Source organism: Flavobacterium arsenatis, assembly GCF_031456785.1.
Taxonomy (GTDB): domain Bacteria; phylum Bacteroidota; class Bacteroidia; order Flavobacteriales; family Flavobacteriaceae; genus Flavobacterium; species Flavobacterium arsenatis.
Map to the genome: position 1 here is coordinate 387295 of NZ_JAVDVI010000001.1, position 26123 is coordinate 413417.

Below are 26123 nucleotides of genomic sequence, written 5' to 3' on the forward strand. Positions count from 1 at the left end.
GCAGTCCCGTTCTTTCTCGCTAAAGAAATAAAATGAAGTGCTAAAATAGAAAGTGTTATTCAACATTGGGTGACCTTTTATTTTTGCTAAAATAGAAAAATTTGTTTTTGGTTTTACAAAGCATTGGATTTTTTTTGAAAATTTTTAATCCTAAGAGTAATAGAATAGTTTTTTACCACATAGAAACATAGCTCTATCTTATAAATAGAAGGCATTTCATTTTAGATAGGATACATAGCTAAGTATCTATCCGCTAAATCGAAACAAGTTTGGTAAAAATATAAGATTATTGATTTTAGTTCGTTTAAACTTCCAAGCCACCTAAAAAGCGCCCAAAAAGTTTTGCACTAAATTTTTAATTCTGAACTCATTATTCCTATTTGATTACTACTTTTGTTTCAAATCCAATACTATGTCGATAGAAGTCAATAATATCTCCAAAAGCTATGGTGCTCAAAAAGCACTGGACAGTATTTCCTTTTCTGTAAAAAAAGGCGAAATCGTAGGTTTTCTTGGGCCAAACGGTGCCGGAAAATCAACCTTGATGAAGATCCTGACCACTTATATCAATGCCGATTCCGGAACAGCATCTGTTAACGGGAGCGACGTCAATGGGAATCCGAAAGTCGTTCAGCAGTCTGTTGGTTATTTGCCCGAGCATAATCCGTTGTATTTGGAGTTGTATGTAAAGGAATATTTGGCTTTTAATGCCGATGTTTATAAGGTTGCAAAATCCCGAATTGAAGAGGTCGTTGCCCTAACGGGATTGACACCTGAAAGTCACAAGAAAATAGGACAGCTTTCTAAAGGATACCGCCAACGTGTTGGTTTGGCGAATGCTCTGCTTCATAATCCTGATGTATTGATTTTGGATGAACCAACAACAGGATTAGACCCGAACCAGTTGGTAGAAATCCGCCAATTGATTAAAAATGTTGGTAAGGACAAGACCGTTTTTCTTTCCACACACATTATGCAGGAAGTAGAAGCGATTTGCGACCGTGTGATCATCATCAACAACGGGAAAATTGTTACCGACAAGAAACTCGACAACCTGATGACCGAAAAGGAACAAGTTTTAGAAGTAGAATTCGACTTTAAAGTGGAAGAACAACTAATTGCTAAAATCCCGAATTTGGTTTCTTACAAAAACATCCACGACATGACCTGGGAACTTGTTTTTGTGGCCGAAGGCGATATGCGACCTGTGGTTTTTGATTTTGCCAATACTAATGGTTTAAGGACTTTGCAACTGAATCAGAAGAACAAGAACTTGGAAGCAGTGTTTAGGGAAATGACGAAGAAGTGATTTTTTTTTCAACACAGATTTTCACAGATTAAAAACGCTGTGGAAATCCGTGTAATTCGTTTTATCCTTGGGGGATTTTCAATATATATCGACAAACTTGTCATTCCGAAGAATGAGGAATCACATAATATTTGATTTTATCATAGAAATCGGAATAACAGAATCATTAATAATGAAAATCGTAAAACCCTTCCAGAAGAAATTCCAGAAGGGTTTTTGAATAAAAACTAGGGGTAATTAAAATACTTATTTTTAAAAGACTGCCTTGGCAATTGCTTTGATGTTTTCTGCTTTTCCCATTGAGTAATAATGTAAAACGGGGATTCCGGCCTGCATTAATTCCTTGCTTTGGTTGATGCACCACTCGATTCCGATTTGTCTCACGGCTTCGGCATCACTGGCACGAACGACTTCCATAATCAAATCATCGGGCAAATCGACCTTGAATCTATGCGGTATCAAATTTAGTTGTTTTTTGGTTGCAATGGGTTTTAATCCCGGAATAATTGGAACGGTAATTCCTTCTTTTCGACATTTTGCCACAAAATCAAAGAATTTCTTGTTGTCAAAAAACATTTGGGTGATGATGTAGGTTGCCCCATTTCTTATTTTTTGTTTGAGGAAGTGGATATCGCTGTCCATACTTGGAGCCTCCATGTGCTTTTCTGGATATCCTGCAACCCCGATGCAAAAATTAGTGCAGGAGGAATTTTGCAACTCTTCATCCAGATAGATTCCCTTGTTTAAATTGCTGATTTGCGTCACCAATTCAGATGCATATTGATTGCCTTCTTTTTCGGGTTTGAAATAGATTTCATTTTTTAAAGCATCACCTCGAAGTGCCACCACGTTATCAATACCCAGAAAATCCAAATCAATCAAAAGGTTCTCAGTATCTTCCTTCGTAAAACCGCCACAAAGGATATGCGGAATGGCATCTACGTCATATTTGTTCTGAATTCCAGCACAAATCCCGACCGTTCCTGGACGTTTCTTGACGATTTTCTTTTGCAACAAACCGCTAGGAAGTTCCTTGAATTCATATTCCTCCCGATGATAGGTCACATCAATAAACGGCGGATTGAATTCCATCAAAGGGTCGATGCTATCAAAAATAGATTGGATGTTTTGGCCCTTTAACGGCGGAAGAATTTCAAAGGAAAACAAGGGTTTTCCGTTGGCATTTTCTATGTGTTCTGTTACTTTCATTTCTTTTGTTGTCGGTTTTCTGTTATCGGTTATCGGTTTACTGCTTTACAGAAAACTGACAACTGGCAACTTTTTTAATCTGCTATATTCGGCGAAAGCCATTTTGTTGCCATTTCGGTAGAAACTCCTCTACGTTTGGCATAATCGATCACTTGATCTTCCTTTATTTTTCCGAGTCCGAAATACTTGCTTTCGGGATTGGCAAAATAATATCCCGAAACCGACGAAGCTGGCCACATTGCCATACTTTCGGTCAGTGTCACTCCTATTTCTTGTTCTACGTTTAATAATTTCCAGATGGTTGGTTTCTCCAAATGATCGGGACAAGCCGGATAGCCTGGTGCTGGACGGATTCCTTTGTATTCTTCCTTGATTAATTCCTGATTGTTCAGATTTTCATCAGAGGCATAACCCCAGATTTCCTTTCGCACTTTCAAATGCAAGTATTCGGCAAATGCTTCCGCAAATCTGTCTCCAAGAGCTTTCACTAAAATCGAATTGTAATCGTCCAATTGTTTTTCGAATTCCGAAGCTTTTTCATCGACACCAAAACCTGTTGTTACACAAAAACATCCTATGTAATCTTGTTTTCCGGAATCTTTTGGAGCGATAAAATCGGCTAATGCGATGTTTGGAGCACCGGCTGTTTTTTGGGATTGTTGGCGGAGGGTTAGAAAAACCGTAGAGACGTTGCATGCAACGTCTGTATCAATTTTGCATGCAACGTCTGTACAGATGAATATATCATCATCATTGATAGTATTAGCTGGAAAAATTCCTAGAATCCCTTTAGCAGTAAGCCATTTTTCGGAAATCATTTGCGTTAACATTTCTTGAGCATCTGCAAATAAACTCGTTGCTTGTTCGCCCACAACTTCATCGGTTAGGATGGCTGGATACTTTCCGTACAATTCCCACGATTGGAAAAACGGTGTCCAATCGATGAAATTTACCAGTTCAGAAAGCTCCACTTCAACGGTTTTAGTTCCAATGAAATTCGGTTTCACTGGCGTAAAATTATCCCAATCCAACTTTAATTTATTCTTTCGGGCTTCTTCTATCGAATGGAAATTTTTATCACGGCTTCTGTTCAAATAGCCGTCACGCAACTTGTCGTATTCCTCACGGATGGCTTTCACATAGCCTTCCTTGGTTTCGGCTTGCAACAAATTGCTTGCAACCGTTACGGCACGCGAGGCATCGTTTACGTGAACTACAGTTTCCTTGTATTCTGGAGCAATTTTCACGGCAGTATGAGCTCGTGAAGTCGTTGCTCCACCAATCATGATTGGGATTTTGATGTTTAATTTATCCAATTCCTTAGCCAGATACACCATTTCGTCAAGCGAAGGCGTGATCAATCCGCTCAACCCGATAATATCAACATTATGTTCAACAGCGGCCTGAATGATTTTTTCGGGCGGAACCATAACTCCTAAATCGATAATTTCAAAATTATTACAACCTAAAACTACGGCTACAATATTTTTTCCGATATCGTGAACGTCGCCTTTTACGGTTGCCATCAGGACTTTTCCAGCCGATGATGATTTTCCATCTTTTTGGGCTTCTATGAATGGTAAAAGATAGGCAACTGCTTTTTTCATAACCCGAGCCGATTTCACAACTTGAGGCAAAAACATTTTTCCACTTCCGAATAAATCTCCCACAACATTCATCCCTGCCATGAGATTGACCTCGATCACTTCTATCGCTTTCGCGGAATTAACTCGGGCTTCTTCAACGTCGATTTCTATAAACTCGTCGATTCCTTTTACCAATGAATGCGTCAATCGGTCCTGAACCGAACCATTCCGCCATTCTGCAATTGCTTTTTCGTTTACTTTATAATCGCCTTTGAAGGTTTCGGCTAAATCCAAAAGTCGTTCGGTTGCATCATCCCTCCTATTTAAAAGAACATCTTCAACATGCTCCAATAATGTCTTGTCAATTTCGTCGTAAATCTCAAGCATTTCCGGATTTACAATTCCCATTGTCATTCCGTTTAAAATAGCGTGATAAAGGAAAGCCGAATGCATCGCTTCACGAACGGTATCGTTACCACGAAACGAAAACGAAACATTACTCACTCCACCCGAAATATTGGCATACGGAAGATTTTCTCGTATCCATTTTGTGGCCCTGAAAAAATCAAGTGCGTTTAATTTATGTTCGTCCATTCCAGTTGCAACAGGAAAGATATTCGGATCAAAAATAATATCTTGAGCCGGAAAATGAACTTCGTTTACGAGTATATCATAACTCCTTTTGCAGATTTCGATTCGTCTTTCGTAGGTATCGGCTTGACCGTCTTCGTCAAAAGCCATTACGATAACCGCGGCACCGTATCGTTTGATTAATTTGGCATGATGGATGAAGGTTTCTTTTCCTTCTTTAAGGGAAATGGAATTTACAACGGCTTTACCTTGCACGACTTTCAGTCCGGCTTCGATGATTTCCCATTTGGAACTGTCAATCATTACGGGAACTCGAGCAATATCGGGTTCGGCTGCAATCAGGTTTAGGAATTTGGTCATGGCATAAACGCCATCCAACATCCCTTCGTCCATATTGACGTCGATGATTTGTGCCCCACCTTCTACTTGTTCTCTTGCAACGGAAAGTGCTTCGTTGTATTTTTCTTCTTTTATTAATCGGAGAAATTTACGCGAACCTGTTACATTGGTACGTTCGCCTACATTCACGAAAATAGATTCTTCGGTAATGAAAAGCGGTTCGAGACCTGAAAGTTGTAAATTTATTTTGTTTGTTCTTGACATTTATATTTTTCTAATCCTGCAAGGTTTTCAAAACCTTGTAGGTTTATTGATTTATACGATTATTCTAAATACCTACAAGGTTTTGAAAACCTTGCAGGAAAACTTCTATGCAAGTTCAAACTTTCTTGGCTTGAATTGAGAAGCAACTTCAGCAATTAACTTTATATGCTCTGGGGTTGTTCCGCAACAGCCTCCTATTATATTGATTAGATTATCCTGCAAATATTCCTTGATTAATGCTTGCATTTCTTCTGGTGTTTGATCGTATTGACCGAAAGCGTTTGGCAATCCTGCATTTGGATGTGCCGAAATATTGAGTTGTGTATTGTGTGCCAATCTTTTCAAATAAGGCTTTAATTGATCGGCTCCAAGAGCACAATTGAAACCAATACTTAATAAATCTATATGTTGGATGGAAATCAAGAAAGCTTCTACAGTTTGACCTGAAAGCGTTCGGCCTGAAGCATCGGTGATTGTTCCTGAAACCATGACTGGAATATCAAGGTTTCGTTCTTCCTTAACTTCTTCTATGGCGAAAAGTGCGGCTTTTGCATTTAAGGTGTCAAAGATGGTTTCTACCAATAAGACATCGCTTCCGCCATCAATCAATGCTTCTACTTGCTGTTTGTAGGCTATTCGCAAATCATCAAAAGTTACGGCACGATATCCTGGATCGTTTACATCTGGCGACATTGAAGCGGTCCTGTTCGTTGGTCCGATTGAACCTGCAACGAAACGGGGCTTGTCGGTGAATTCATCGGCGACTTGGCGGGCTATTTTGGCGGATTCGTAGTTGAGTTCATAAACCAAATCTTCGAGATGATAATCGGCCATTCCGATTGTGGTTCCGGAAAATGTATTGGTTTCTACAATATCGGCTCCGGCTTGGAAGTATTTTCGGTGTACTTCTTTTACGGCTTCGGGTTGTGTGATGGAAAGTAAATCGTTGTTTCCTTTTAAGGGATGTGGAAAATCCTTGAAACGTTCGCCTCGGAAATCTTCTTCGGAGAAATTGTAGCGTTGCAACATTGTTCCCATTGCTCCATCGAGGACAAGGATTCTTTCTTTTATTGCTTGGTTTATTTTTGACATAGTTTTTTTGCCACAAAGGCACTAAGGCTCTAAGTTTATACTTATCTAATCTGATAATTTTGTCTTTTTTGTGAAAAAAGATTATTTTGCAAAAATGGTTTCCTAAATAGCCCTGATGGTTGCAAATATCCTTTTGTTCTGGGGTTCAGAACAAAAGATATTGCATCCAGCAGGAATATGGATTGCTCCAATTCGCAAGCGATTTGCTTCAGATTTCTCCTAAAAGTCGAAATGACAATTAGGATTTATACTATTTATGTTATCAAGGAAAGGTTGAGAGAATTTCTCCGAGTTATCTGTTCTCGTTATGGATAACGAGATAGAATGTAGCACCTTCTACGAGAGTAGGGTTGCTAAGGCTTCACTGGGTCTAATCCCTCCGCCTTTCGTGATAACAATCAATATGTTTATGAACAGTGCAAAGTAATGCAATAGATTTGTGATTTGCAACTGGTTTAAAAAAAAATAAACCTACAACGTTGTAGGTTCAAGTTTTAGGCGATTTGGCGTTTCTGTGCGGAATAATTTTCTGCGATTTGAAGTATGAGATTGAGCAAATTCTCTGGAGTAGCTTCGGGTTCCGGACTGGGAATGTTGCTGTTAACGGAAAGAATGTCGAAATTGTTTTCGAGAAGCAAATTGTATGACTTTATGATTTCGGGACTTGCAGTTGCATCGATGGCGATGAGATTTTCGAGTTCTTCTTGCTTTGCATAATCGATTATGTTCTGGATGCTGAAAGGTGCCGGTGATTTTGTGAAATCGGCATCCCATCTGTTTTTTTGGTCTTCTCTTTCGAAAAAAGCAAGGGTTGAATTGGTGATGATGGCAAAAACGAGTTCGATGTTTTTTTCTTCGAGTAACGTTTTTTGTTGCTCGATAACTTGATTGATTAAGGCACTTCCTACTTTTCCTATTCCGAAGAGTATGAGGTTTATTTTGATAGCTGACATAGAGGAATGGGTTTAAAGGTTTTGGGTTTTGGTTTTTGGGTATTGGGTTTTGGGTTTTGGGTTTTGGGTTTTGTTTAAAAAAACTGCCTCTGACCAATGTCAAAAGCCAAAGACAGTTTCTAACAAACAAACAAAAAACAACTTTTATTTTTGAATAGCTTTGATTACGGTTATAAAAAAAGCCCTTTTGGATGGCTTACCAAAAGGGCTTATAGTTGAACTATAACAAAGATCAGATCTTTCACTTTTGGCAATAGCAATGATGATGAATGCGGTGCATCCAAATTGAACAACAACGGAACATTGTATGGGTGATTGAATTCATTTTTTTATTTCTTATTACTATTAATTATTTTTTATTCTTGAAATTGGTAATAAAAAAACCCCTGCGATTTGCAGAGGTTTGATTGGTATATTTTAAAAAATTTAAAATTATGCAATACTGTCCTCTGCGGAAATTTTCCACATCATATGACGACAAATGCAAATAGTTAAATTCATTTTTTTTTATTTTTTGATGAAGCAAACTTCTGAACTATTTTTGAATTGACCAAACGTAAATTAAAACTTTAACATTTAAAGGTTTGGTACATCTATTTAAATACTACGTATTTAGATTTTTGAAAACTAGCTTGTAAAATCACAAGTTTTCAAAAAAAGGTTAAGATTAATTTGCAATTCAAAATGGTTTCATACATTTGCAAACGAAATCAAGAGGAAAAATTTGAACTGATTGCAACCTCTTATTCCAGCTAAAATCTCTGGAATAAAAAAAATGCTAAAGCAGAACCACTCTCCTTTAGTTTTTCCTTGCAATTATTTTTCTTCTGCTTAATTTAAATTTATTTTATGGCTTATTTATTTACGTCAGAATCTGTTAGCGAAGGACATCCTGATAAAATTGCAGATCAAATCTCAGATGCATTAATTGATAATTTTTTGGCTTTTGATGCCGAATCGAAAGTGGCTTGTGAAACTTTGGTTACAACCGGACAAGTAATTCTTGCTGGTGAAGTAAAATCGAACACTTATCTTGACGTTCAACATATTGCAAGAGAAGTAATTCGAAAAATTGGCTACACAAAAAGCGAATATATGTTTGAAGCTAATTCTTGTGGAATTCTTTCTGCTATTCACGAGCAATCTGCCGATATTAATCAAGGTGTCGATCGTGCAAGTAAAGAAGAGCAAGGTGCTGGAGATCAAGGAATGATGTTTGGTTATGCAACGAATGAAACGGAAAACTATATGCCTTTGGCTTTAGATTTATCGCACGCTTTATTGAAGGAATTAGCTAATTTGAGAAGAGAAAATTCTGAAATAACCTATCTACGTCCTGATGCAAAATCTCAAGTAACTTTAGAATATTCTGACGATAATAAACCGCAAAGAATTGACGCTATTGTAATTTCTACCCAACACGATGATTTTGACGAAGAAGCAACAATGTTGGCTAAAATAAAATCGGATTTGGTTTCTATCTTGATTCCTAGAGTGAAGGCAAAATACCCTCAATATGCTCATTTATTCAACGACCAAATTACCTATCACATCAACCCTACTGGGAAATTTGTAATCGGTGGACCACACGGAGATACAGGTTTGACAGGAAGAAAAATCATCGTTGATACTTACGGTGGAAAAGGAGCTCACGGTGGTGGTGCTTTTTCTGGAAAAGATCCAAGTAAGGTTGACAGAAGTGCTGCTTATGCTACACGTCACATCGCTAAAAATTTAGTTGCTGCAGGATTGTGTGACGAGGTTTTGGTTCAGGTTTCGTATGCAATTGGTGTTGCAAAACCAACTTCGATCAACGTTGTGACTTATGGAACTTCAAAGGTAAATTTAACCGATGGAGAAATCAGCAAAAAAGTGGAAGCTATTTTTGATATGAGACCTTATTTTATAGAACAACGTTTGAAATTGAGAAATCCAATATACAGCGAAACGGCTGCTTATGGACACATGGGAAGAACTCCAGAAACGGTTACTAAAACTTTTTCTGCTCCAGGTGGACTTACAAAAACAGTTGAAGTGGAATTGTTTACTTGGGAGAAATTAGATTTTATTGATCAAGTGAAAAGTGCTTTCGGAATCTAACCGCCAAGTTCACAAAGAAATACTCGAATTCCTAAGCTTCGGGATGCAAAGAAAAACCTGACTTTAATTAGTCAGGTTTTTTTTAGCCCAGATTGCAATGGAAAGCTCTGAAAACAAAAAATGCCAATTTTTCTTGCAACAAAAAAGCGACCAACGGAAGCTCTTTTTGTTGTTTAGAAAAATGGCATTTTTGTTGAAGACTTGTAATGAAAAGCTGGAATAGCTTCTTATTACAAATTATATTTCAAACTGAAAATAATATACCTCGGCTGTACTCTATATTGAGACGTTCTGGTAAACAATTGCGAGAAACTATCATCGTTGATTGAAGTCGTATTCAAGAGATTCGTTCCTGAAACTTTATATTCCCATTTGCTGTCCTTTTTCTGGTAAATCAAGCTTGCAGAAAGGAAATCGAATTTATTATCTGAAGTCCTATCGTCATTGTAATAATGATTGTATTCATATTCTGTGACGAAAGAAAAACTATCTAGGAAATAATAATCCAACTTCGCAAAAGGTTTTTCGTTGTAAAAAGCTCCACCTGTATAATCATTGACCGTCAACGAGTATCCTAACTCTAAATTGGGTAGCTTTTTATAATTGGTAGAAGCCGAAAGGGTATAGCTTTGAGTGAAGCTTTCCGACACAATTTCATTCCCATTTTGTTTATTATTGAATTTAGACCAGGCCAATCTTGTGCTTAAAGAAGCTTTGTAATTGCGTAGAAAAGAACGCCCATAAAGTCCAAACCCAGAAATGCTTTCGTCGGCAAAACCAGAATTAAATGGTGTTGCGATTTGATTGACACCATTGAAAGTTGCATCTGTTTTTATCGGATCCATAGTCCTGTTGTAGTTTACAGAAGCACTGATGTTCTCAAAGTTAAACATATTATATTTGAAATAACGCAAAGAATGCTGTTGGGCAGTTGCATTTTGAAGGGACGGATCACCATTGAACAAACTACTATAACCTTGCAGAATATTCCCTTGAACCAACTGATTGATGTCTGTAAAACTATTAGTGAAAGAGAAATTATAGGTCAACGATTCTGATTTTTTTATCTGATACAAGGCATAAAAATCAGGAAGAATTCTAAAGAAATCTTGTTTATACTCGGTTCCCAATTGCCTGTTGTTCATAGAATAAGAATGAATGCTAAAACCTGGCGTGAAGGTAAATTTGCCCGTCAATATCTTATAATGAAGTCCTACAAATGCATCATTAAAATCATATTTTACATTATTGGTGTTTTCTGGAGCATCCAAATTATTCTGGGCTCCATTATCCAAAATCTGAAAAATACTGGAATCAAAACTCTGATGCGAATTCGTGTTTCCTAATGTAATATTGATGTTACTTTTTGGTGTAACCATATAATAATAGTCCAATTTGGCATCAAATTTATTGGTCTTCACAAAACGATTCTGGTTGTAATTGTTTCTATCCTGTCCAGAAACATAACCCACCAAGTCAAAAGGCCGACTCTCTAAATTTGCATTGTAAAACGGATCTTCGTCCTGATACAGATGTTGCATTTCCAAGGCAAAAACATGCTTGTCTGAAGGTGTATAGAAAAAGCTCAAATTCTGATTAAAAGAAGTCGGACTTTGGTCTTTCTTCGTAAAAATACTTTCTGTATCCGAAAATTCTTGCACGATAGATTCCCTCAACAAATCGTTGTTTTCATCCTGCTTTGATAGTTTTCCAAACACATCATAATCAAACTGAAATGCAGTGTTTGGCTTGTAGCTCGAACTCAATTTAAACAATCCCAAATTACTTTTTTGATGGGCGATTTCTTCACTTTTTTGTTCGGCTCCGGTATCTAAAATCGTGGTTTGTGAGTTCGTTTCCAAGTCTGTTATCGAAGAAGATAAAATTCCAAAACCGCTTAAAGTCCAAGCTTTGGTTACATTATACGAAAAGTTTGTTGCACCGAAACTCGTTTCAATTTCCTTGGCACGGTTGTTCCGCAACATAGCAATTCCCAAATCGTTCGACGAAACATTAAACGATGAACCTCCTTTGGCCATCATGCTCCTGAAACCACCCGTGAATTTAAAATAATCCTGAATCGTCAGCGGTAATTCGCCAATATTATTGAAATTCGTAATCAGGTTGATGCTGTATTTCGGGTTGTAATAAAACAATTTTGGGTTCACCAAATACCGTTCTTCCTTATGTCCGACACCAATTCCGGCTGTCATGTCTCCAAACCAGAAATTTTTCTTGCCATCCTTCAGTTTGATGTTCATGGCAATATTATCCTGATTATTTTCAACTCCTTTCAATATGGAATTTTCATTGTAATTCCTCAAAACCTGAACTTTGTCAATCGCATCTGCAGGAATATTTTTCACTCCTAATTTGGTATCTCCATCAAAAAAGTCCTTGCCTTCCACCATCAGTTTCTGGACTTTTTTTCCTTCCACTTCAATTTCACCATCGGCATTCACTTCTATGCCTGGCATTTTTTTCAAAACATCCTCAAGTTTTCTTTCAGTTCCAGTTGTAAAAGAATCGGCATTATAAATAATCGTATCGCCTTTTATGGAAACCGGCATTTCATGCACAATCTCTACACCTTCCAACTCCACTCCTTCCTGAAGCGTAAAAATCTTGTTGATGTTTTCAGTAGTGGTTACCACCGTTTCTTCCAAAGCCGAATATCCGATGTAACTGATCTTGATGGTGTAGCTCGAATTCGGCTTCAAAGCCAATTGAAATTTTCCCTTATCATTCGTAATCGAATAAGCATCCATCCCTTTTGTTGCTTGATTAACCGCCATGACGTTGGCCATTTCGAGTCCAACACCTTTCGGGTCGGAAACATATCCTTCAAATTTTATCGTTTGGGCTTTCGTTGCAATTCCTACTAATAAGAAAAGGGCAATAATGATTTGTTTTTGCATTGTTTTTATTGTAAAATACTAATTATAAAGGTCTATTTCGTAATCTCAATTCTAATATTACCGTCTTTATCCTTCATCTGCTCCATTTGTTTTTCAATAAGACTCTCATATTCCTTTTTTGTTACCTTCTTTCCTTTTTTTGGCTTTCTAATTTCCGTTTTATCTTTCGGATTCAGTACCACTTTTGAACATAAAATAGTCGTATTGTCAAAATTCGCTTCTAAAATTAAACCTGGCAATCCCCAAAACTCTCCCGGACCATTACTTACCGGAATTTCTGGTGTGTACCAAACCGTCGTGATTCTATCTTTTGGCTCGTCCATGACAAAAAAAGTCGTTTTTGCCGTTTCCTGCTGTTTCTTTAAATCTTCGTATTGCTTCAAATCTTCAGCGGTTACAGGATCCAAATGAGTCGCTTTGTAGCACGTATAATTCCCTATTTTCTTGGTTTCGCTCTGCAATTCCCATTTCCAAACCTTTAACGAATCGGTTACCAAAAATTCTTTTCCAAAGAAATCTTGCTCTGCAATTTGCATCTTTTCTTTTACATTTTTATACGTTTTTTCGCTAACGCCACTACTACTTTCAAACTTAATTGCAATACTTTTTGTTCCTGCCGTTGGAGCTTCCAGTTTTTGTTCTTCGTAATAAACCGATTCGTATTTATTAAAATCCAAGAAAAACTTTTTCTCAAACTGCTTTTTCATACTCTCCATTAGCATCTTGTTCATTTCTTCGTTGCCGTCTTTCATATCAATCTTAAAATCCTTCATATTGGTTTTCGATTCATAAACCGCCATTCCGTGAAAATCCTGAGCAAGCATTTTTGTTGACAACAACAATACAAATAAGGTCATTCTAATAATTAATCTGTTCATAATTTTTAATTTTTAATTCTCGATTTTTAATTTATTTTTTAGGAGCTGTTCCCGCTATCGTTGCAAGTTTTTCCAATACCGGCTTTTTTTCTAAGCAAAAAAGGAGCTTCCGTTGGTCGCTCTTTTTTGCAAGAAAAAATAGCCGTTTTTGAAAAAAGCTTTACACTACTATCGGGGCTAGCTTCGCCGTTTGAAACAGTAGGCAAAAAAATAATCTTTTCGCCAAATCTAAAATCTACAATTCAAATAACTAATTCAAAAAAAGATTGCTTCAAAACTACAATGCAAATAAATGAACTATAATCCTTACTTTCAGTTAACCAACGTTAACGATTGTTAACGCTGTATTTTTTATACTTTTAGTTCTTACTTTTGAAAAATGAAATCCTCAAGATACAAATACATATTACTCTTCATAACCATAACCATACTGGCAACCATTGGTTTGCAAATTTTTTGGAACATCAAGAACTATAGAGAAAACAGAGTACAGCTCATTAAAGAAGTACAGACTGCGTTTGACAACAGCATCGAATATTATTATGTAGAAGATTCTAAAAATGATTTCATGGCAATTGTTGCAGAAAATGAAGATGTTCCGTTTGATGACTTTATGAAACATTTAGCGATGGATAGCGTTTTCAAAAAATCCAAAAAAAAAATACAGCAGAAAAACAATACGGATGGTTTGGCATCAGCTTTGGAAAACGGTAATTCGTTGCAAAAGGCCGACACGGCTTATTCCGTTTCTGTAAATTTTACAACTTCTACTACAGGGCTTAATGATTCGGATATGCCTAAAAAATTAAGAGACTCGATTGAACAGAGGCAAAAATGGAAACCCACAAATGACTCCACAAAACCACAATCTAAAATAGAAATTCATGGCGATGCCAATAAAATATCCTCTGTCAGGGTAATTAGAGGTAAAAGAGGAACCGACAGTATTTCGAAATTAAAGAATTTGGTCAACAAGATTATCGTTTCCACTTTTCAAGATTCCATCGCATTCGAGAAACTCAGTAAAGCCGTGGATAAAGAACTTGCCAGAAGAAACATAACTGTTGATTATAGTTTGCAACATTTTAAAGCAGATACTATTTTTGAAACTTTTAAAAAAGATTCGATTTCAAAATTGTCTTTGTCTGCCTTTTCTGGAACAAACTTTTTACCTCCAGAACAAAAACTGCAAATCTCTTTTTCGGATCCAACGGTTTTGATTTTGAAAAGAAGTTTCACCGAAATCCTGCTTTCATTGGCACTTTCACTTTCAATTATTTTTTGTCTCTTGTATTTGCTGAAAACCATCAACAAACAGAAAAAAATCGATGAAATCAAGAACGATTTGATCAGCAACATCACCCACGAATTCAAAACCCCAATCACCACAATTTCATCTGCAATTGAAGGAATCCGGAATTTTAATGACCTGGACGACAAGGAAAAAACCAACCGCTACCTCAACATTTCGGGTCAACAATTGAAAAAATTGGAAATTATGGTCGAAAAATTGCTCGAAACCGCCTCAATTGACACGAACGAATTGATGCTGAACAAGGAAACCATCAATGTTGTAGAACTAATCAAATCCAACATCGAAAAACATCAGATGGTTGCTTCCGAGAAAGAAATTATTTTCAATTCTAACATGGACTATTTGGATTGCAAAGTCGATTTGTTTCACTTTGAAAATGCAATTTCCAACCTGATTGACAATGCCCTAAAATATGGCGGAAAGCATATAAACGTGACCTTATCTCAAAAAGGAAAGCAAACCACAATCACAATCGAAGACAACGGAATTGGGATTGAAAAAGCACAACGCGAAAAGATTTTCGATAAATTCTACCGCATTCCAAAAGGAAATATCCACGATGTAAAAGGTTTCGGAATCGGCTTGTTCTATTCTAAAAAAATCATCGAAAAACACGGCGGAACGTTGGAATTAGTTCCCAATACTAAAACTACCATCTTTAAAATCAGTTTCCCAGATGCCAAATAAATTCAAAATAATATTAGCCGAAGATGAGCCAGCCTTGGCCTTGATCATCAAGGAAAGTTTGGAAACCCGAAGCTTTGAAGTCATCCATTGCAAAGATGGCGAAGAAGCTTTTGAAATGTTTACCAAACAAAAACCCGACTTATTGGTTTTGGATGTAATGATGCCTAAAAAAGACGGTTTTTCGGTAGCAAAAGACATCCGAAAGCTCGACAAAAAAATTCCAATTATTTTCCTAACGGCAAAATCGCAAACCCAGGATGTCGTGGATGGTTTTAATTTAGGCGGAAACGATTATCTCAAAAAACCATTCAGTATGGAGGAATTGATTGTCAGGATTCATTCGCTCTTGGGAAGGATTATCTCTGAAAAAACAGAAGAAGATATTGCCATTGGTTCCTATATTTTCAATCTTACCAAACAAACCCTGCAACTTTCGGACACTATCATTTCGCTGACACATCGCGAAGCCGAACTGCTTTATTTTTTAAATGAAAATAAAAATGAAATCCTAGACCGCTCGGTGGTTTTAAAGAAAATTTGGGGCGATGACGATTTTTTCAACGGCAGAAGTATGGATGTTTTCATTACCAAATTGCGGAAAAAATTAAGCCTCGACCCAAACATCCATATTCTAAATGTTCGAAGCCAAGGCTATAAATTGATTTATTGATTCATTTTTTCATACTCAAACTTGTCACCTCGACGAAGGAGAGGTCTCATTCTCATAATCTGAATCAATTTTTGCAGAGTTTTTATGTGTTCCCTCCTTCGTCGGGACGACAACTCTGTGTGTTTCTATTTAGTATTGGTAATTCGTGTAAAATAACCTACCTCCCCATTCTCATTCCTCTGAATCCTCCCGGACCATTTCCCATTTCTCTCAATTCTTCCATTTTTTTCATCACAATCTCATCGTATTCTTTTTGAGTGACAGTTTTTCCCGTTTTCGGAGCCTTGATTGTTGCTTTTTCCTTTGTATTCATGACCACTTTAGAACAAAGAATAACAGTTTTGCCATCGCTAACTTCCAAGATTAATCCCGGTAAACCCCAATAATTCTCTGGTCCTTGATTGATTGGGATTTCTGGTGCATACCAAGCCGTAATTAAAATTTCCTTTGGAAGCTCAAAATCATCCATAAAGTTGGTTTTCTTTTCGGTTTCTTTTTTTTCTTCCTTTCCAGCTTCTTTGCTTTGGTCTTTTGGACGGAAATTTCTAAAATCCGACATATTTACAGGTTTAGAAGCAGTTGCTTTATAACATGTATAACCGCCAATTTGCTTGGTTTCGCTTTCCATTTTCCATTGCAATTGTGGCAGGGAATCTTGTATCAGGAATTCTTTTCCCATAAATTCCTTGTCAACAGAATACATTTTATCCTTTACATTTTTATAGAAGGTTCCACCGCCACCCATCATCGAGGACATCATTCGCATTCCGCCTTGGCCTTGACCTCCCATTGCATCTAGTTTTTCTTCCTCCTTATAAACTGAAGACGACCTGTCGAAATGTAATACAAATATTTTTTCAAACATTCCCTTCATCCTTTCCTCAATCAGCTTCTGCATTTCGGGCGTTATCTCCTTGTTTTTACCCATCTGGTTTTTCATATCGGCCGTACTGGTTTTAGACTCATAAACGGCCATTCCTTGAAATTCTTTTTGAGCATGAACCTCAAAAATTCCAAGTGTAACAATAAAAGCAAAAAATATTTTTTTCATAGCAATGATTTTTTTTAGCAACGACAAATATGACGAAAGTTCTCAGGCTTTGTTACAAATGATTTGTTAAATGTAGAATCTCATTTTTGATACATCCAATTTACAAAATTTGTCTGCTATTTTACAGAAAAAAAATTTAATTGTACTTTAGCACGATATGAAAAACCTCTTTTTACTTTTCCTTATGCTGCTTTCGACTATCGCTTCAAGTCAGGAACAAAAATTATTGATTTCCCGATATGAATCGGTTGACCTTGTGGTTGATAAGTTTGTGGGAATTGACAAGTTTGGGTTTCAATATTTCATAAAAAACAATGTTTTGTTCAAGCAAAAAGACGGACAATCGTTGGAATACAAGAATCTTTCGTTGGGAAAAATCACCCGAGTAGATTTGCAAAATCCTTTGAAACTGCTTTTATTTTATGAAGATTTCAATACGATTGTAACACTCGATAATCAGCTGAACGAAACACAGAGGGTCAACTTTTCTGAAAATACAACTCCTATAATAGTTTCAGCTACGGGAATTGCTTCCCAAAATCGTTTTTGGATTTACAACAGCCTCACACAGCAATTGGGTTTGTATGATTATCTAAAAAACACTTTACAGCCTCTGGCTTCACCTTTTCAGGAAAATCTGAACTACTATGATTCGGATTTTAATTATTTTCAATGGATTGATGAAAAAGGAAACTGGAACATTTGTGATGTCTTCGGAAAGATTACCACCATTGGGAAAGTGGATGCTTTTGAACGTCTGCAATTTATTGGCGACAGGCAGTTGCTTTATTCAAATGAAGGTCAGTTGCATATCCTAGATTTAAGGAACGATAAAAAATATATCCTCGAAAATGTTGACAAAAGCTTTGAAAGTTTTTACTACAAAGACCAAATTTTATCTATTTTTACAGCCCACGGAATTACCAATTATAAAATCACAATACCATAATGCACATAGCAGTAGCAGGAAATATCGGAGCCGGAAAAACGACATTGACGCGTTTATTGGCCAAACATTTTAAATGGGAACCACATTTTGAAGACGTTGTTGACAATCCTTATCTGGATGATTTTTACCATCAGATGGAACGCTGGTCCTTTAATTTGCAGATTTATTTCCTCAACAGCCGTTTCCGTCAGGTGTTGCAGATTCGCGAAAGTGGCAAGAAAATCATCCAGGACCGAACGATTTATGAAGATGCACACATTTTCGCACCCAATCTTCACGCCATGGGATTGATGACCAACCGCGATTTCAGCAACTATTCATCGTTGTTTGAATTGATGGAAAGTTTGGTTGAAGCACCCGATTTGTTGATTTATTTGAGAAGTTCGATTCCGAATCTTGTAGGGCAAATTCACAAGAGGGGACGCGAATATGAAAATTCAATTTCAATTGACTATTTAAGTCGTTTGAACGAAAGATACGAAGCTTGGATTCAGACGTATGACAAAGGAAAGCTTTTGATTATAGATGTTGATAATATAAACTTTGTAGATAATCCGGAAGATTTAGGGAATATCCTGAACAGGATTGATGCTGAATTGAATGGTTTGTTTTAGAAAATATTTGCCTCGAATTTCGGGGCTTTTTTTTGCTAGTTAATTATCGAAAGTCCAACAAATTTAAAAGTGATTTTCAAATTCTAATAAACAAAAGATAATTATTTTATATTTGAAGGAAATAATCTATTTGATGAAGACAATCTTATCGTTTTTCGTAGATTTTCGCTACATCGCATCTAACAATTACAAGTAGTCCTAAAGTCTATAGATTACGTAGCAAAAATAAAAACAAATTAATCTATGGAATTTTCAAAAGAAGATAGAGTAATTGAATGGGTAATTAATAAGTCAAAATTTGCTGAATGTGTTATTATTGAGCAAAGTCACTTTAAACCAGATTTTGAGTTTGAAACTCCAAGAGAATTAGATAATATTTTAAAATTAGCTGAAAGTCATAATTTAATTGATCGAAAAGGAAAACGTACTTTAATTTGGCTAACTCAAAAAGGATATGATGTTCAAAAAGCTGGGGGTTGGCTTAACTATCTGGAAAAGCAAAGCATTAAATTAAAAAAAGAAGATGAAAGACAATCTAAGTCAGATCAAATTTCGGATTTAGATTTACGATCTAAAAAATTTGATAATAAATTGGGAAGAAAAATATTAATTGCTGGTTTTATAATAGCAGTTTTGGGTTTTCTGATAAATTTGTTCACTAGTAAATTCTTTCCTCCAGAATCACAAAATGTAAAACAGAATATTCAAATAGAGGCAGATAAATAAATTAAGAATTAATATTAAATGTATCCTATGAAAATTATTAAAGTAAAAATATCAATCATTATAATTAGTCTATCGTTATTCTCTTGTAATGAAAAAAAGACATCTGAAAATATTAAAATAGAAACTGTAAAATCAGACGATAAATTTGGTTTAAGTGAAAATCAAAGGAAAGAATTATTCAAAGAAATTGTAATAGCAGAAGACAAGGCTAACTCTTTTAGAAGGTCAAAAGAAGATAGCGTTTTGAATCTTAAACTGGATAAAATACAAATGAAAAAAGAATACGATGAAATTGAAATTTTATCGAAAGAATTATTAAAAAAATATAAATCTGAAGTGACAAAAAAGTATAAAATTAATGATGAACAAGAAAAAAAAATTGCGAATGAAGGATTAGAAAAAAATTGGCCTCTGGAATAATCTACACAATGCAAAAATGCTATTAAAATACAATGCTATGGATTTGCAAACAAGAAAAATTGAATTTGTACAAGAGTTTCTGAAACTTCAAAGTGAGGAATTAATTGCTCAATTTGAAAATTTGCTTAAGAAGAAAGCCGACAAAAAATTAGAACCCATGTCATTCATTGAATTAAATTCAAGAATTGATCAATCTGAAAGTAATTTTAAATCTGGAAAATTTAAAACCAGTTCCGAGCTTTTATCAAAATATAAATAATGCACTTTACTGTAATTTGGTCAAATTTTGTGTCATATCAATTGGATAAATTTTCGAATTACATTGAGAATGCAACTTCAACAGCTAAAACCCTAACCATCCTCTTAATCAACCCCACTAATCCAGTTTTCACGATCATTCGCTCAATTTATTCTATTTAAATTATCAATCCACCAATTTTTACTTTAAATTATCAACGAATCTTTATTTATTTTAAAAAAATAGATCCTATTTGACATTTCTTGCTTTACCTTATATTTTTATTTGTATTAAGTCTAAATAAGCCATATTTTTGCTCCAAACTTATTCGGACATGCTTGTTTTAAGAAAATGTAGCTTTTTAATTTTACTGTGCAGTTTTTTCTCGATGGCTCAAAACGGAACAATCTCTGGAAGGATTGCTTTTGAAGACAACAACGAACCTGCTTTTAGCGTTACGGTTTTAGTAAAGAACAACAGTTTTAAACAGCAAGTGGTGACATCCGAAAACGGAAACTATTCTTTTTCGAATGTTCCTTACGGAAAATACACCCTTCAGATTTCGTCTATTGAAGCCGAAACCAAATCGATAGAGATTAGTGTTTCTTCCTCAAATACCCAAATAAACAATACAATCAAAAGAGCCGGAACACTGGAATTACAGGATGTTTCGGTTGTATCAAAATCAACTAAAAAGAAAATCGAAGAACGAGGATTTGCCGTTAACGTCATTGAAACCAAAAATGCCGAATTGCAATCCATACAAACCAATCAGCTTTTGGACAGAACCGCTGGTGTTCGGGTTAGACAAGCAGGTGGTTTGGGCTCAAATGCCGATTATATCCTTAACGGTTTATCAGGAAATTCTGTTAAAATCTTTATTGATGGCGTTCCGATTCGAAATTTTGGACCTTCGTTTTCACTCAACAGCATCCCTCCTTCCTTAATCCAGCGGGTAGAAATTTATAAAGGTGTTGTTCCAGCACATTTGTCTGATGATGCAATGGGTGGAGCCATCAACATCGTGATGAAAAACTCAACTGCAACAAACCTAACAGCTTCGGTATCTGGCGGATCTTTTGGTACTTATTTGGCAGATATCAATGGAAGTTTTAGGGATGAAAAAACGGGATTTACAGTGAGAGGTTCAGGCTTTTTTAATTATGCCGATAACGATTATGATGTTTGGGGAAGAGAAGTTGCTGTACAATTGGCTCCCGGAACTCCCGATGTTTATATTACTGCAAAACGCTTTCATGACCGATACCGTTCTCAAGGAGGCAGGGCCGAAGTTGGCTATACCAATGTAAAATGGGCCGACAAACTTATGATCGGTGCCTTGTTCTCCAATATGGACAAGCAAATTCAGAATGGTGCTACGATGGAAATTGTTTACGGGAATCGATTTACGGAACAGAAAACCAAGATGATCAACCTGGATTATTCCAAAAGAAATATTGTTGACAAGCTTGACGTGAGTGTTTTCGGATCTTTTTCTGAATTGAACCGAAAAACGGTTGACACCATCGCCACACAATACAGCTGGCTCGGACATCCAACAAATTACTTCAACAATCCTGATGTTTGGGCATCTGGAGCCGAAGCTGGACTGCCAACCTTGCAGGAAGACATCGATAAAAACATCAATACACGAACCAACATAAGGTATCGCTTTACACCAAACAACAGTTTCCAGATCAACCATTTATTAAACACTTTCTCAAGAACATCCGATGATCCGATGCTTCCGCCAATTGAAAATGCTATGATGGAAGAGCGAAAATACATGAAAAACATCATTGCTTTTTCGTATGAAAACAGTGCCTTCAACAACCGTTTAAGAACCACTTTGTTTGCCAAGTCCTACCTGATGAACCGTAGCTCTACCATCCGAAACAGATCGGGAAACAATTCGAATTCGACCTTAATATTGGTTACAACCGATATAAATTCGGATGATTTAGGATATGGAGCCGCCATTTCGTTTGATGTTACTAAAAAATTATCAATTTTTGGTTCTGCCGAAAAAGCAATTCGACTACCAGAATCTGGAGAGCTTTTTGGAATCGTTTCGGAAAACTTGAACGGTCAATTATTGTTAAGACCTGAAAAAAGCAACAATTACAACTTTGGTCTTGCCCTAGACAACCTCACTTGGAAAAAACACAATTTTGGTTTTAGAGGAAATGTATTTATCCGAGACACGAAGGATTTGATCATGAAATTTCCTGTAGGCAATTTGGAGGAATTTTTCTCGAACACCAATGTTGGTAAGATTTACACCGAAGGTTTCGACTTGGAGCTGAATTACAACTACAATAAAGAAATCTTTTTCACGGCTAACACATCGATTTTTGATGCACGGGATTATGAAGTTACCTATGACACCAATGGAAACCCAGTAAGTCCAACCTATCAGCGACTTGCCAACACACCTTATTCTACAATGAATTATAATTTAAGGACCGATCATACCGACCTTTTTCAAAAAGGATCTCGATTCTCTTTTTATTACAACCTTCTTTATGTTCATGCTTTTTTCAGACACAGTAACACTCTTGGTGGCTTCGGAAAAACCGTTATACCGACACAAGCTTCCAACGATACTGGATTTGCCTATACATTCCCAAACAGGAAATTAACCTTGAGTTTTGATGCAAAGAACATTTTCAACCGCCAGATATTTGACAATTATGCCCTTCAAAAGCCAGGGAGAGGATTTTATACCAAACTCACGTATACTATTTTATAAATGAATTTTATTAACACTTAAATAACCCCTTATATTATGATTCAGAATTTCAAAAAATTATTTCAGTTAAGCCTAGTTGCAGGACTACTTGTAACTTCTATATCATGTAGTGATGATGATAGCACAGGAACTCCAGTAACGCCAGATCCATCTGCTTCAAGAGTGTATCATTTGGTTTTAGGTCAAGGTTCTACAGATGAATCTGCAACCTATTCTCAAGGTGCAACCGTAGAAGAAATGTTGAACCCTGAAAAAACATTTTCTTTTGCAGGTTTTGGTTTCGAAGTGCCTTCTACAAGAACGGCAAGAGTGTATACATCTAACGACGGACAAACTTTATACAACCTTAATTATGGTGGTGGAGCTGTGGCAAAATACCAATACAACGGAGGTCAGAACTACAGCCAATTGCTAAACACCGATATTCAAGCGGTTATGGGAACAACCAATCCTCGTTGGACAAAAATCGACGACAATACAGCAATGATTCACCACGTTCAAACGGAAAAATTGTACAACAACGATGGTGTTTATTTAAGAACAAAGGCAACCATTATTTTGGCTTCCATCAACCTTCAGACGATGAGCGTTACGCAAAATACTTCTTTTGAATTCCCATGGAATGAGGCAGAAGCGTCTCAAGGAATCTTTGTTTTCCGTATTGATGCTCCGGTTATTTCTAACGGAAAAATCTATTATGGTGCAGGAAAGCAAAAGTTTGATCCAATCACAAACGCCAACACGACAATGGTTTATGCTGATGCAGAAACATTGGTTTTGGATTTCCCATCTTTGCAAAACCCAACAACAATCAGATCTACAGCCATCAGTGGTGTAGCTGGTTCTACAAACGGATACAGAACTCCAGTTGCTCATAAAGACGAAAACGGCGACATCTTCCAGTTGATTACTTCTGGTGATGCCACGATTGTGAAAATCAAGAACGGTCAATATGATGCTTCTTATGGATCTTTCAACATCGAAACCTTGCTAGGTCACGGTGCAGAAGCCAACACAGGATGGTTTTATGTAGGTAACGGAATTGGATATGTACCTGTTTTGAACACAGATGCAGGAAACAGTGCAAGTTCTAACTGGCATTTGGTAAGAGTTGACCTAAACAACAAAACGGCTGTGAAATTAGATATTCCTTTCGGTATGTGGTTGAGACAATACCAATGGGCTAGCGTTATTGAAGGAAAATTATTCATGGCGTTGACACCACTTTCTGGCCAAGGTAACATCTATATCTTTGATCCAGCTTCTACTTCTCCAACAGGATATAGCGTTGGTGCGAAATTGCAAACAGGAGCTGATGCTTTCTATTTGGGAATTTTCTAGTAGTAATAAATCATATACTTTTAAGGAAATGCCTCGTTTTTTGCGAGGCATTTTTTTTGTATACTACTGTAAATCAAATTGCTTTTGATTGTTTATGAAGTAAATATCTTATATTTGAAAAGAGATATAATGATGTTTGCTTGACAAGGCAATCTATATTTGGGTTGGTAAGCCAGATAATAGCACACTTTATATAAGTTATTCGACATTGCAAACCAAAATAACTACAATATGGAACTTGAAAAAGACACATTAAAAAAGTTAATTGAATATTTAAAAGCACACGGTTATCCAGAAAATAGTTTTGCAGTCGAATATAAAATTGGAAATTTTAGGGTTGATTTGGCTATAATAGATCCTGAAACTAAAATTCCAATCTTACTTTTTGAAATCAAATCGCAAAATAATAATCTGAATATTAAATTTGGCAGAAATCAACTTTTAAAGTATCTAACGGATTTGGGCGATTCTACAGTTCCAACCTATTTAGTTTTTCCAATTCCCTATAACCCATTTTTTGAAATCAAGAGGTTGTATTTTAATGTTGAAAATGAGCAAATTGTTGAAAAAACGGTTTTAGATGAAACAGAATTTGATTTCATAATGCAAAAAAGAGCTAGAATAAGTGAGCGTGTTGAAAAAAACCAAAAGAAAACCGAAGACACAATCGACAATTTCAAATGGTTTTGCTGGGGTTTGGCCTTATTAATTTTATTTATTGGGATACTGAAAAAGTTTAAAGTTATAGATATAGATGCGACTGATTTAGCTTTGGGAGGAGCACTTTTCGGATTAGTTATTCTTCCTTTTGCAAGTAAATTAAAATTTTTAGGAATGGAGTTCGAACGATTTGAAAAGAAAAATTAGCAACCGTCACATCACTCCTCCAATATCTAAAAGTGCTCAATGTAAACAGCGAGAATGAGTTGAAAATAATGCGGGACTAAGTCAGGAGACTTCGCACATCGAGGTTATTTATTAAACACCTAAACAATTATGGAAAATTTTGGAAGAAATGATTATGATTTAGACCTTGGAGATTTCAATGTATTGTGGGCTGGCTTTACACCAATATTAGTTCCAAGCAATTTTACTCACGAAGAAGAAAAGTATCTTTTAGCTTCCCAACTCACACTAGCTTTGGGTAACTCATCTGTAGATAATGTTTTAAAAAAATACTTGTCAGATTTTGGTGAAAATGAATCATCTTCTGAAAAAAAATCTGATATAATTCAAGAAGTTATAAACTTTGCAAAAATTGAATGCGAAATCTTAATTAAAAAATTAAATGAAATTAGTTTCGATGATAATGGAACAACTTCTGATTTTGCGGCCGATGTAACTTTTAGACGGCTAACAACAACTATAAAATCCATTCACTTTCATATAAAATTTGGATATTATTATGAAAGTTTAACATTAATAAGATTGTTTTTAGAGCAGTTAGCTTATGCGTTTACAATTTCTCAAACGCATGTATTAAAATCATCAGATATAGTATCACCTACAAGATCAATTAATCATCTAAAAAAAGTCTTGCCTACCTGTGGAAAATTATACGGCATTTTGAGTAAATATAGTCATATAGATATTTCAACAATCAACAAATATTTGACTTCGTTTGAACAACAACCGGCAATAATCAAACACTCGATCATCTATTCATTGGAATCGGCATTATTTTATTTAAATGTATTAGAATATCAAAATATTGTTTTTGAAATATGTTTTAAAAAATATTTGATAACTTTTTCAGCAATTAACTATAATTCTAAAAATGAATCTTTCCAAGTAAATGATCCCAACCCTCAATTTATGAAATTAAAAGAACATCTATTAGAAACTCTTAAAAACCATCGCTAACATCCCTCGCTCCAAAGTCCTCAACACAAGCACTGACCTCAACAAAATCACCCAACATCATATCCCAAAAACCCGGTTCGGGACTACCCGTGACCAGTTCGGAACCCCGATCAACCCCTTCTGAACTCACATCACAAGTGAATTTTGTCCTGTCTTTTCTTTGATGAATATACATAATTACCGCAAATAAAAAATAATGCGGTAATTATCCCATTTTATCACCGCATTTTTGCGGTAAGAATAAATCACAATCACCGC

General features: G+C 36.0%; 21 protein-coding genes and 1 riboswitch. Of the genes, 13 read left to right on the top strand and 8 right to left on the bottom strand.

Annotated elements, in window-relative coordinates:
• Nucleotides 1-412 precede the first annotated feature (412 nt).
• Nucleotides 413-1309, top strand: coding sequence for a gliding motility-associated ABC transporter ATP-binding subunit GldA (gene gldA, locus J2X31_RS01665; RefSeq protein ID WP_310023875.1), 897 nt, complete (start codon nt 413-415; stop codon nt 1307-1309).
• A 252-nt stretch (nt 1310-1561) separates the two neighbouring features.
• On the opposite strand, the gene metF is transcribed toward gldA, so the two are convergent.
• The 4 genes from metF to J2X31_RS01685 form a co-directional block, all read right to left on the bottom strand.
• On the bottom strand, nt 1562-2518 hold the full coding sequence (metF, locus tag J2X31_RS01670) for a methylenetetrahydrofolate reductase [NAD(P)H] (protein ID WP_310023877.1): 957 nt from the start codon (nt 2516-2518) through the stop codon (nt 1562-1564).
• A 74-nt stretch (nt 2519-2592) separates the two neighbouring features.
• The gene (gene metH, locus J2X31_RS01675; RefSeq protein ID WP_310023878.1) at nt 2593-5298 is read right to left on the bottom strand and encodes a methionine synthase; all 2706 of its coding nucleotides are present in this window, start codon (nt 5296-5298) and stop codon (nt 2593-2595) included.
• A 105-nt stretch (nt 5299-5403) separates the two neighbouring features.
• Complete coding sequence (locus J2X31_RS01680; RefSeq protein WP_310023880.1) at nt 5404-6390, bottom strand: homocysteine S-methyltransferase family protein; 987 nt, start codon at nt 6388-6390, stop codon at nt 5404-5406.
• Nucleotides 6391-6679: 289 nt separating this feature from the next.
• A riboswitch (SAM riboswitch) is annotated at nt 6680-6788 on the bottom strand.
• Nucleotides 6789-6884: 96 nt separating this feature from the next.
• The gene (locus J2X31_RS01685) at nt 6885-7343 is read right to left on the bottom strand and encodes a hypothetical protein (protein WP_310023881.1); all 459 of its coding nucleotides are present in this window, start codon (nt 7341-7343) and stop codon (nt 6885-6887) included.
• A gap of 849 nt (nt 7344-8192) precedes the next feature.
• Here J2X31_RS01685 and metK point away from each other — a divergent pair.
• The gene (metK, locus tag J2X31_RS01690) at nt 8193-9443 is read left to right on the top strand and encodes a methionine adenosyltransferase (RefSeq protein WP_310023882.1); all 1251 of its coding nucleotides are present in this window, start codon (nt 8193-8195) and stop codon (nt 9441-9443) included.
• 230 nt (nt 9444-9673) lie between these two features.
• On the opposite strand, the gene J2X31_RS01695 is transcribed toward metK, so the two are convergent.
• Both J2X31_RS01695 and J2X31_RS01700 read right to left on the bottom strand, forming a co-directional pair.
• The gene (locus tag J2X31_RS01695) at nt 9674-12361 is read right to left on the bottom strand and encodes a TonB-dependent receptor (RefSeq protein WP_310023883.1); all 2688 of its coding nucleotides are present in this window, start codon (nt 12359-12361) and stop codon (nt 9674-9676) included.
• A gap of 32 nt (nt 12362-12393) precedes the next feature.
• Nucleotides 12394-13239 (bottom strand): GLPGLI family protein, encoded by an 846-nt coding sequence (locus J2X31_RS01700; protein WP_310023885.1) that lies wholly within the window; start codon nt 13237-13239, stop codon nt 12394-12396.
• A gap of 379 nt (nt 13240-13618) precedes the next feature.
• Here J2X31_RS01700 and J2X31_RS01705 point away from each other — a divergent pair, with 379 nt between their 5' ends.
• Nucleotides 13619-15241, top strand: coding sequence for a sensor histidine kinase (locus tag J2X31_RS01705; protein ID WP_310023887.1), 1623 nt, complete (start codon nt 13619-13621; stop codon nt 15239-15241).
• The gene (locus J2X31_RS01710) at nt 15231-15911 is read left to right on the top strand and encodes a response regulator transcription factor (protein WP_310023888.1); all 681 of its coding nucleotides are present in this window, start codon (nt 15231-15233) and stop codon (nt 15909-15911) included. The genes J2X31_RS01705 and J2X31_RS01710 overlap by 11 nt, the downstream gene beginning before the upstream one ends.
• A 157-nt stretch (nt 15912-16068) precedes the next feature.
• Here J2X31_RS01710 and J2X31_RS01715 read toward each other — a convergent pair whose 3' ends face one another.
• The gene (locus tag J2X31_RS01715) at nt 16069-16962 is read right to left on the bottom strand and encodes a GLPGLI family protein (protein WP_310023889.1); all 894 of its coding nucleotides are present in this window, start codon (nt 16960-16962) and stop codon (nt 16069-16071) included.
• Between the two features lie 157 nt (nt 16963-17119).
• Between J2X31_RS01715 and J2X31_RS01720 the strand changes: the two genes are divergently transcribed.
• From J2X31_RS01720 to J2X31_RS01760, 9 genes are all read left to right on the top strand, one after another.
• Nucleotides 17120-17911, top strand: coding sequence for a hypothetical protein (locus tag J2X31_RS01720; RefSeq protein WP_310023890.1), 792 nt, complete (start codon nt 17120-17122; stop codon nt 17909-17911).
• Nucleotides 17911-18525: a deoxynucleoside kinase gene (locus J2X31_RS01725; RefSeq protein ID WP_026704466.1), complete on the top strand. Its 615-nt coding sequence runs from the start codon at nt 17911-17913 to the stop codon at nt 18523-18525. The genes J2X31_RS01720 and J2X31_RS01725 overlap by 1 nt, the downstream gene beginning before the upstream one ends.
• A 243-nt stretch (nt 18526-18768) precedes the next feature.
• Nucleotides 18769-19251: a hypothetical protein gene (locus tag J2X31_RS01730; protein ID WP_310023892.1), complete on the top strand. Its 483-nt coding sequence runs from the start codon at nt 18769-18771 to the stop codon at nt 19249-19251.
• A 27-nt stretch (nt 19252-19278) separates the two neighbouring features.
• Nucleotides 19279-19671 carry a hypothetical protein gene (locus J2X31_RS01735; protein WP_310023893.1) on the top strand — a complete coding sequence of 131 codons (393 nt, stop codon included), beginning with the start codon at nt 19279-19281 and terminating at the stop codon, nt 19669-19671.
• Nucleotides 19672-19708: 37 nt separating this feature from the next.
• Nucleotides 19709-19930, top strand: coding sequence for a hypothetical protein (locus J2X31_RS01740; protein ID WP_310023894.1), 222 nt, complete (start codon nt 19709-19711; stop codon nt 19928-19930).
• 313 nt (nt 19931-20243) lie between these two features.
• Entirely contained in the window at nt 20244-22661 is a 2418-nt protein-coding gene (locus J2X31_RS01745) for a TonB-dependent receptor (protein ID WP_310023896.1), read from the top strand.
• A 36-nt stretch (nt 22662-22697) separates the two neighbouring features.
• The gene (locus tag J2X31_RS01750) at nt 22698-24002 is read left to right on the top strand and encodes a hypothetical protein (RefSeq protein ID WP_310023897.1); all 1305 of its coding nucleotides are present in this window, start codon (nt 22698-22700) and stop codon (nt 24000-24002) included.
• Nucleotides 24003-24233: 231 nt separating this feature from the next.
• Nucleotides 24234-24869: a putative endonuclease domain-containing protein gene (locus J2X31_RS01755; RefSeq protein WP_310023899.1), complete on the top strand. Its 636-nt coding sequence runs from the start codon at nt 24234-24236 to the stop codon at nt 24867-24869.
• 129 nt (nt 24870-24998) lie between these two features.
• Nucleotides 24999-25865, top strand: coding sequence for a hypothetical protein (locus J2X31_RS01760; RefSeq protein WP_310023902.1), 867 nt, complete (start codon nt 24999-25001; stop codon nt 25863-25865).
• On the opposite strand, the gene J2X31_RS01765 is transcribed toward J2X31_RS01760, so the two are convergent.
• Nucleotides 25849-26040: a hypothetical protein gene (locus J2X31_RS01765; protein WP_310023903.1), complete on the bottom strand. Its 192-nt coding sequence runs from the start codon at nt 26038-26040 to the stop codon at nt 25849-25851. The two genes, J2X31_RS01760 and J2X31_RS01765, sit on opposite strands and share 17 nt — an antisense overlap.
• Nucleotides 26041-26123 lie beyond the last annotated feature (83 nt).

What these genes read in the sequence shown, in the direction of transcription:
- J2X31_RS01700 (WP_310023885.1), bottom strand. Translation starts at nt 13,239, where the DNA reads ATGAACAGATTAATTATTAGAATGACCTTATTTGTATTGTTGTTGTCA.
- J2X31_RS01685 (WP_310023881.1), bottom strand. Translation starts at nt 7,343, where the DNA reads ATGTCAGCTATCAAAATAAACCTCATACTCTTCGGAATAGGAAAAGTA.
- J2X31_RS01730 (WP_310023892.1), top strand. Translation starts at nt 18,769, where the DNA reads ATGGAATTTTCAAAAGAAGATAGAGTAATTGAATGGGTAATTAATAAG.
- metH (WP_310023878.1), bottom strand. Translation starts at nt 5,298, where the DNA reads ATGTCAAGAACAAACAAAATAAATTTACAACTTTCAGGTCTCGAACCG.
- J2X31_RS01695 (WP_310023883.1), bottom strand. Translation starts at nt 12,361, where the DNA reads ATGCAAAAACAAATCATTATTGCCCTTTTCTTATTAGTAGGAATTGCA.
- J2X31_RS01735 (WP_310023893.1), top strand. Translation starts at nt 19,279, where the DNA reads ATGAAAATTATTAAAGTAAAAATATCAATCATTATAATTAGTCTATCG.
- metF (WP_310023877.1), bottom strand. Translation starts at nt 2,518, where the DNA reads ATGAAAGTAACAGAACACATAGAAAATGCCAACGGAAAACCCTTGTTT.
- J2X31_RS01745 (WP_310023896.1), top strand. Translation starts at nt 20,244, where the DNA reads ATGCTTGTTTTAAGAAAATGTAGCTTTTTAATTTTACTGTGCAGTTTT.
- J2X31_RS01750 (WP_310023897.1), top strand. Translation starts at nt 22,698, where the DNA reads ATGATTCAGAATTTCAAAAAATTATTTCAGTTAAGCCTAGTTGCAGGA.
- J2X31_RS01720 (WP_310023890.1), top strand. Translation starts at nt 17,120, where the DNA reads ATGAAAAACCTCTTTTTACTTTTCCTTATGCTGCTTTCGACTATCGCT.
- J2X31_RS01740 (WP_310023894.1), top strand. Translation starts at nt 19,709, where the DNA reads ATGGATTTGCAAACAAGAAAAATTGAATTTGTACAAGAGTTTCTGAAA.
- J2X31_RS01680 (WP_310023880.1), bottom strand. Translation starts at nt 6,390, where the DNA reads ATGTCAAAAATAAACCAAGCAATAAAAGAAAGAATCCTTGTCCTCGAT.
- J2X31_RS01705 (WP_310023887.1), top strand. Translation starts at nt 13,619, where the DNA reads ATGAAATCCTCAAGATACAAATACATATTACTCTTCATAACCATAACC.
- J2X31_RS01725 (WP_026704466.1), top strand. Translation starts at nt 17,911, where the DNA reads ATGCACATAGCAGTAGCAGGAAATATCGGAGCCGGAAAAACGACATTG.
- J2X31_RS01765 (WP_310023903.1), bottom strand. Translation starts at nt 26,040, where the DNA reads ATGTATATTCATCAAAGAAAAGACAGGACAAAATTCACTTGTGATGTG.
- J2X31_RS01760 (WP_310023902.1), top strand. Translation starts at nt 24,999, where the DNA reads ATGGAAAATTTTGGAAGAAATGATTATGATTTAGACCTTGGAGATTTC.
- J2X31_RS01715 (WP_310023889.1), bottom strand. Translation starts at nt 16,962, where the DNA reads ATGAAAAAAATATTTTTTGCTTTTATTGTTACACTTGGAATTTTTGAG.
- gldA (WP_310023875.1), top strand. Translation starts at nt 413, where the DNA reads ATGTCGATAGAAGTCAATAATATCTCCAAAAGCTATGGTGCTCAAAAA.
- J2X31_RS01755 (WP_310023899.1), top strand. Translation starts at nt 24,234, where the DNA reads ATGGAACTTGAAAAAGACACATTAAAAAAGTTAATTGAATATTTAAAA.
- J2X31_RS01710 (WP_310023888.1), top strand. Translation starts at nt 15,231, where the DNA reads ATGCCAAATAAATTCAAAATAATATTAGCCGAAGATGAGCCAGCCTTG.
- metK (WP_310023882.1), top strand. Translation starts at nt 8,193, where the DNA reads ATGGCTTATTTATTTACGTCAGAATCTGTTAGCGAAGGACATCCTGAT.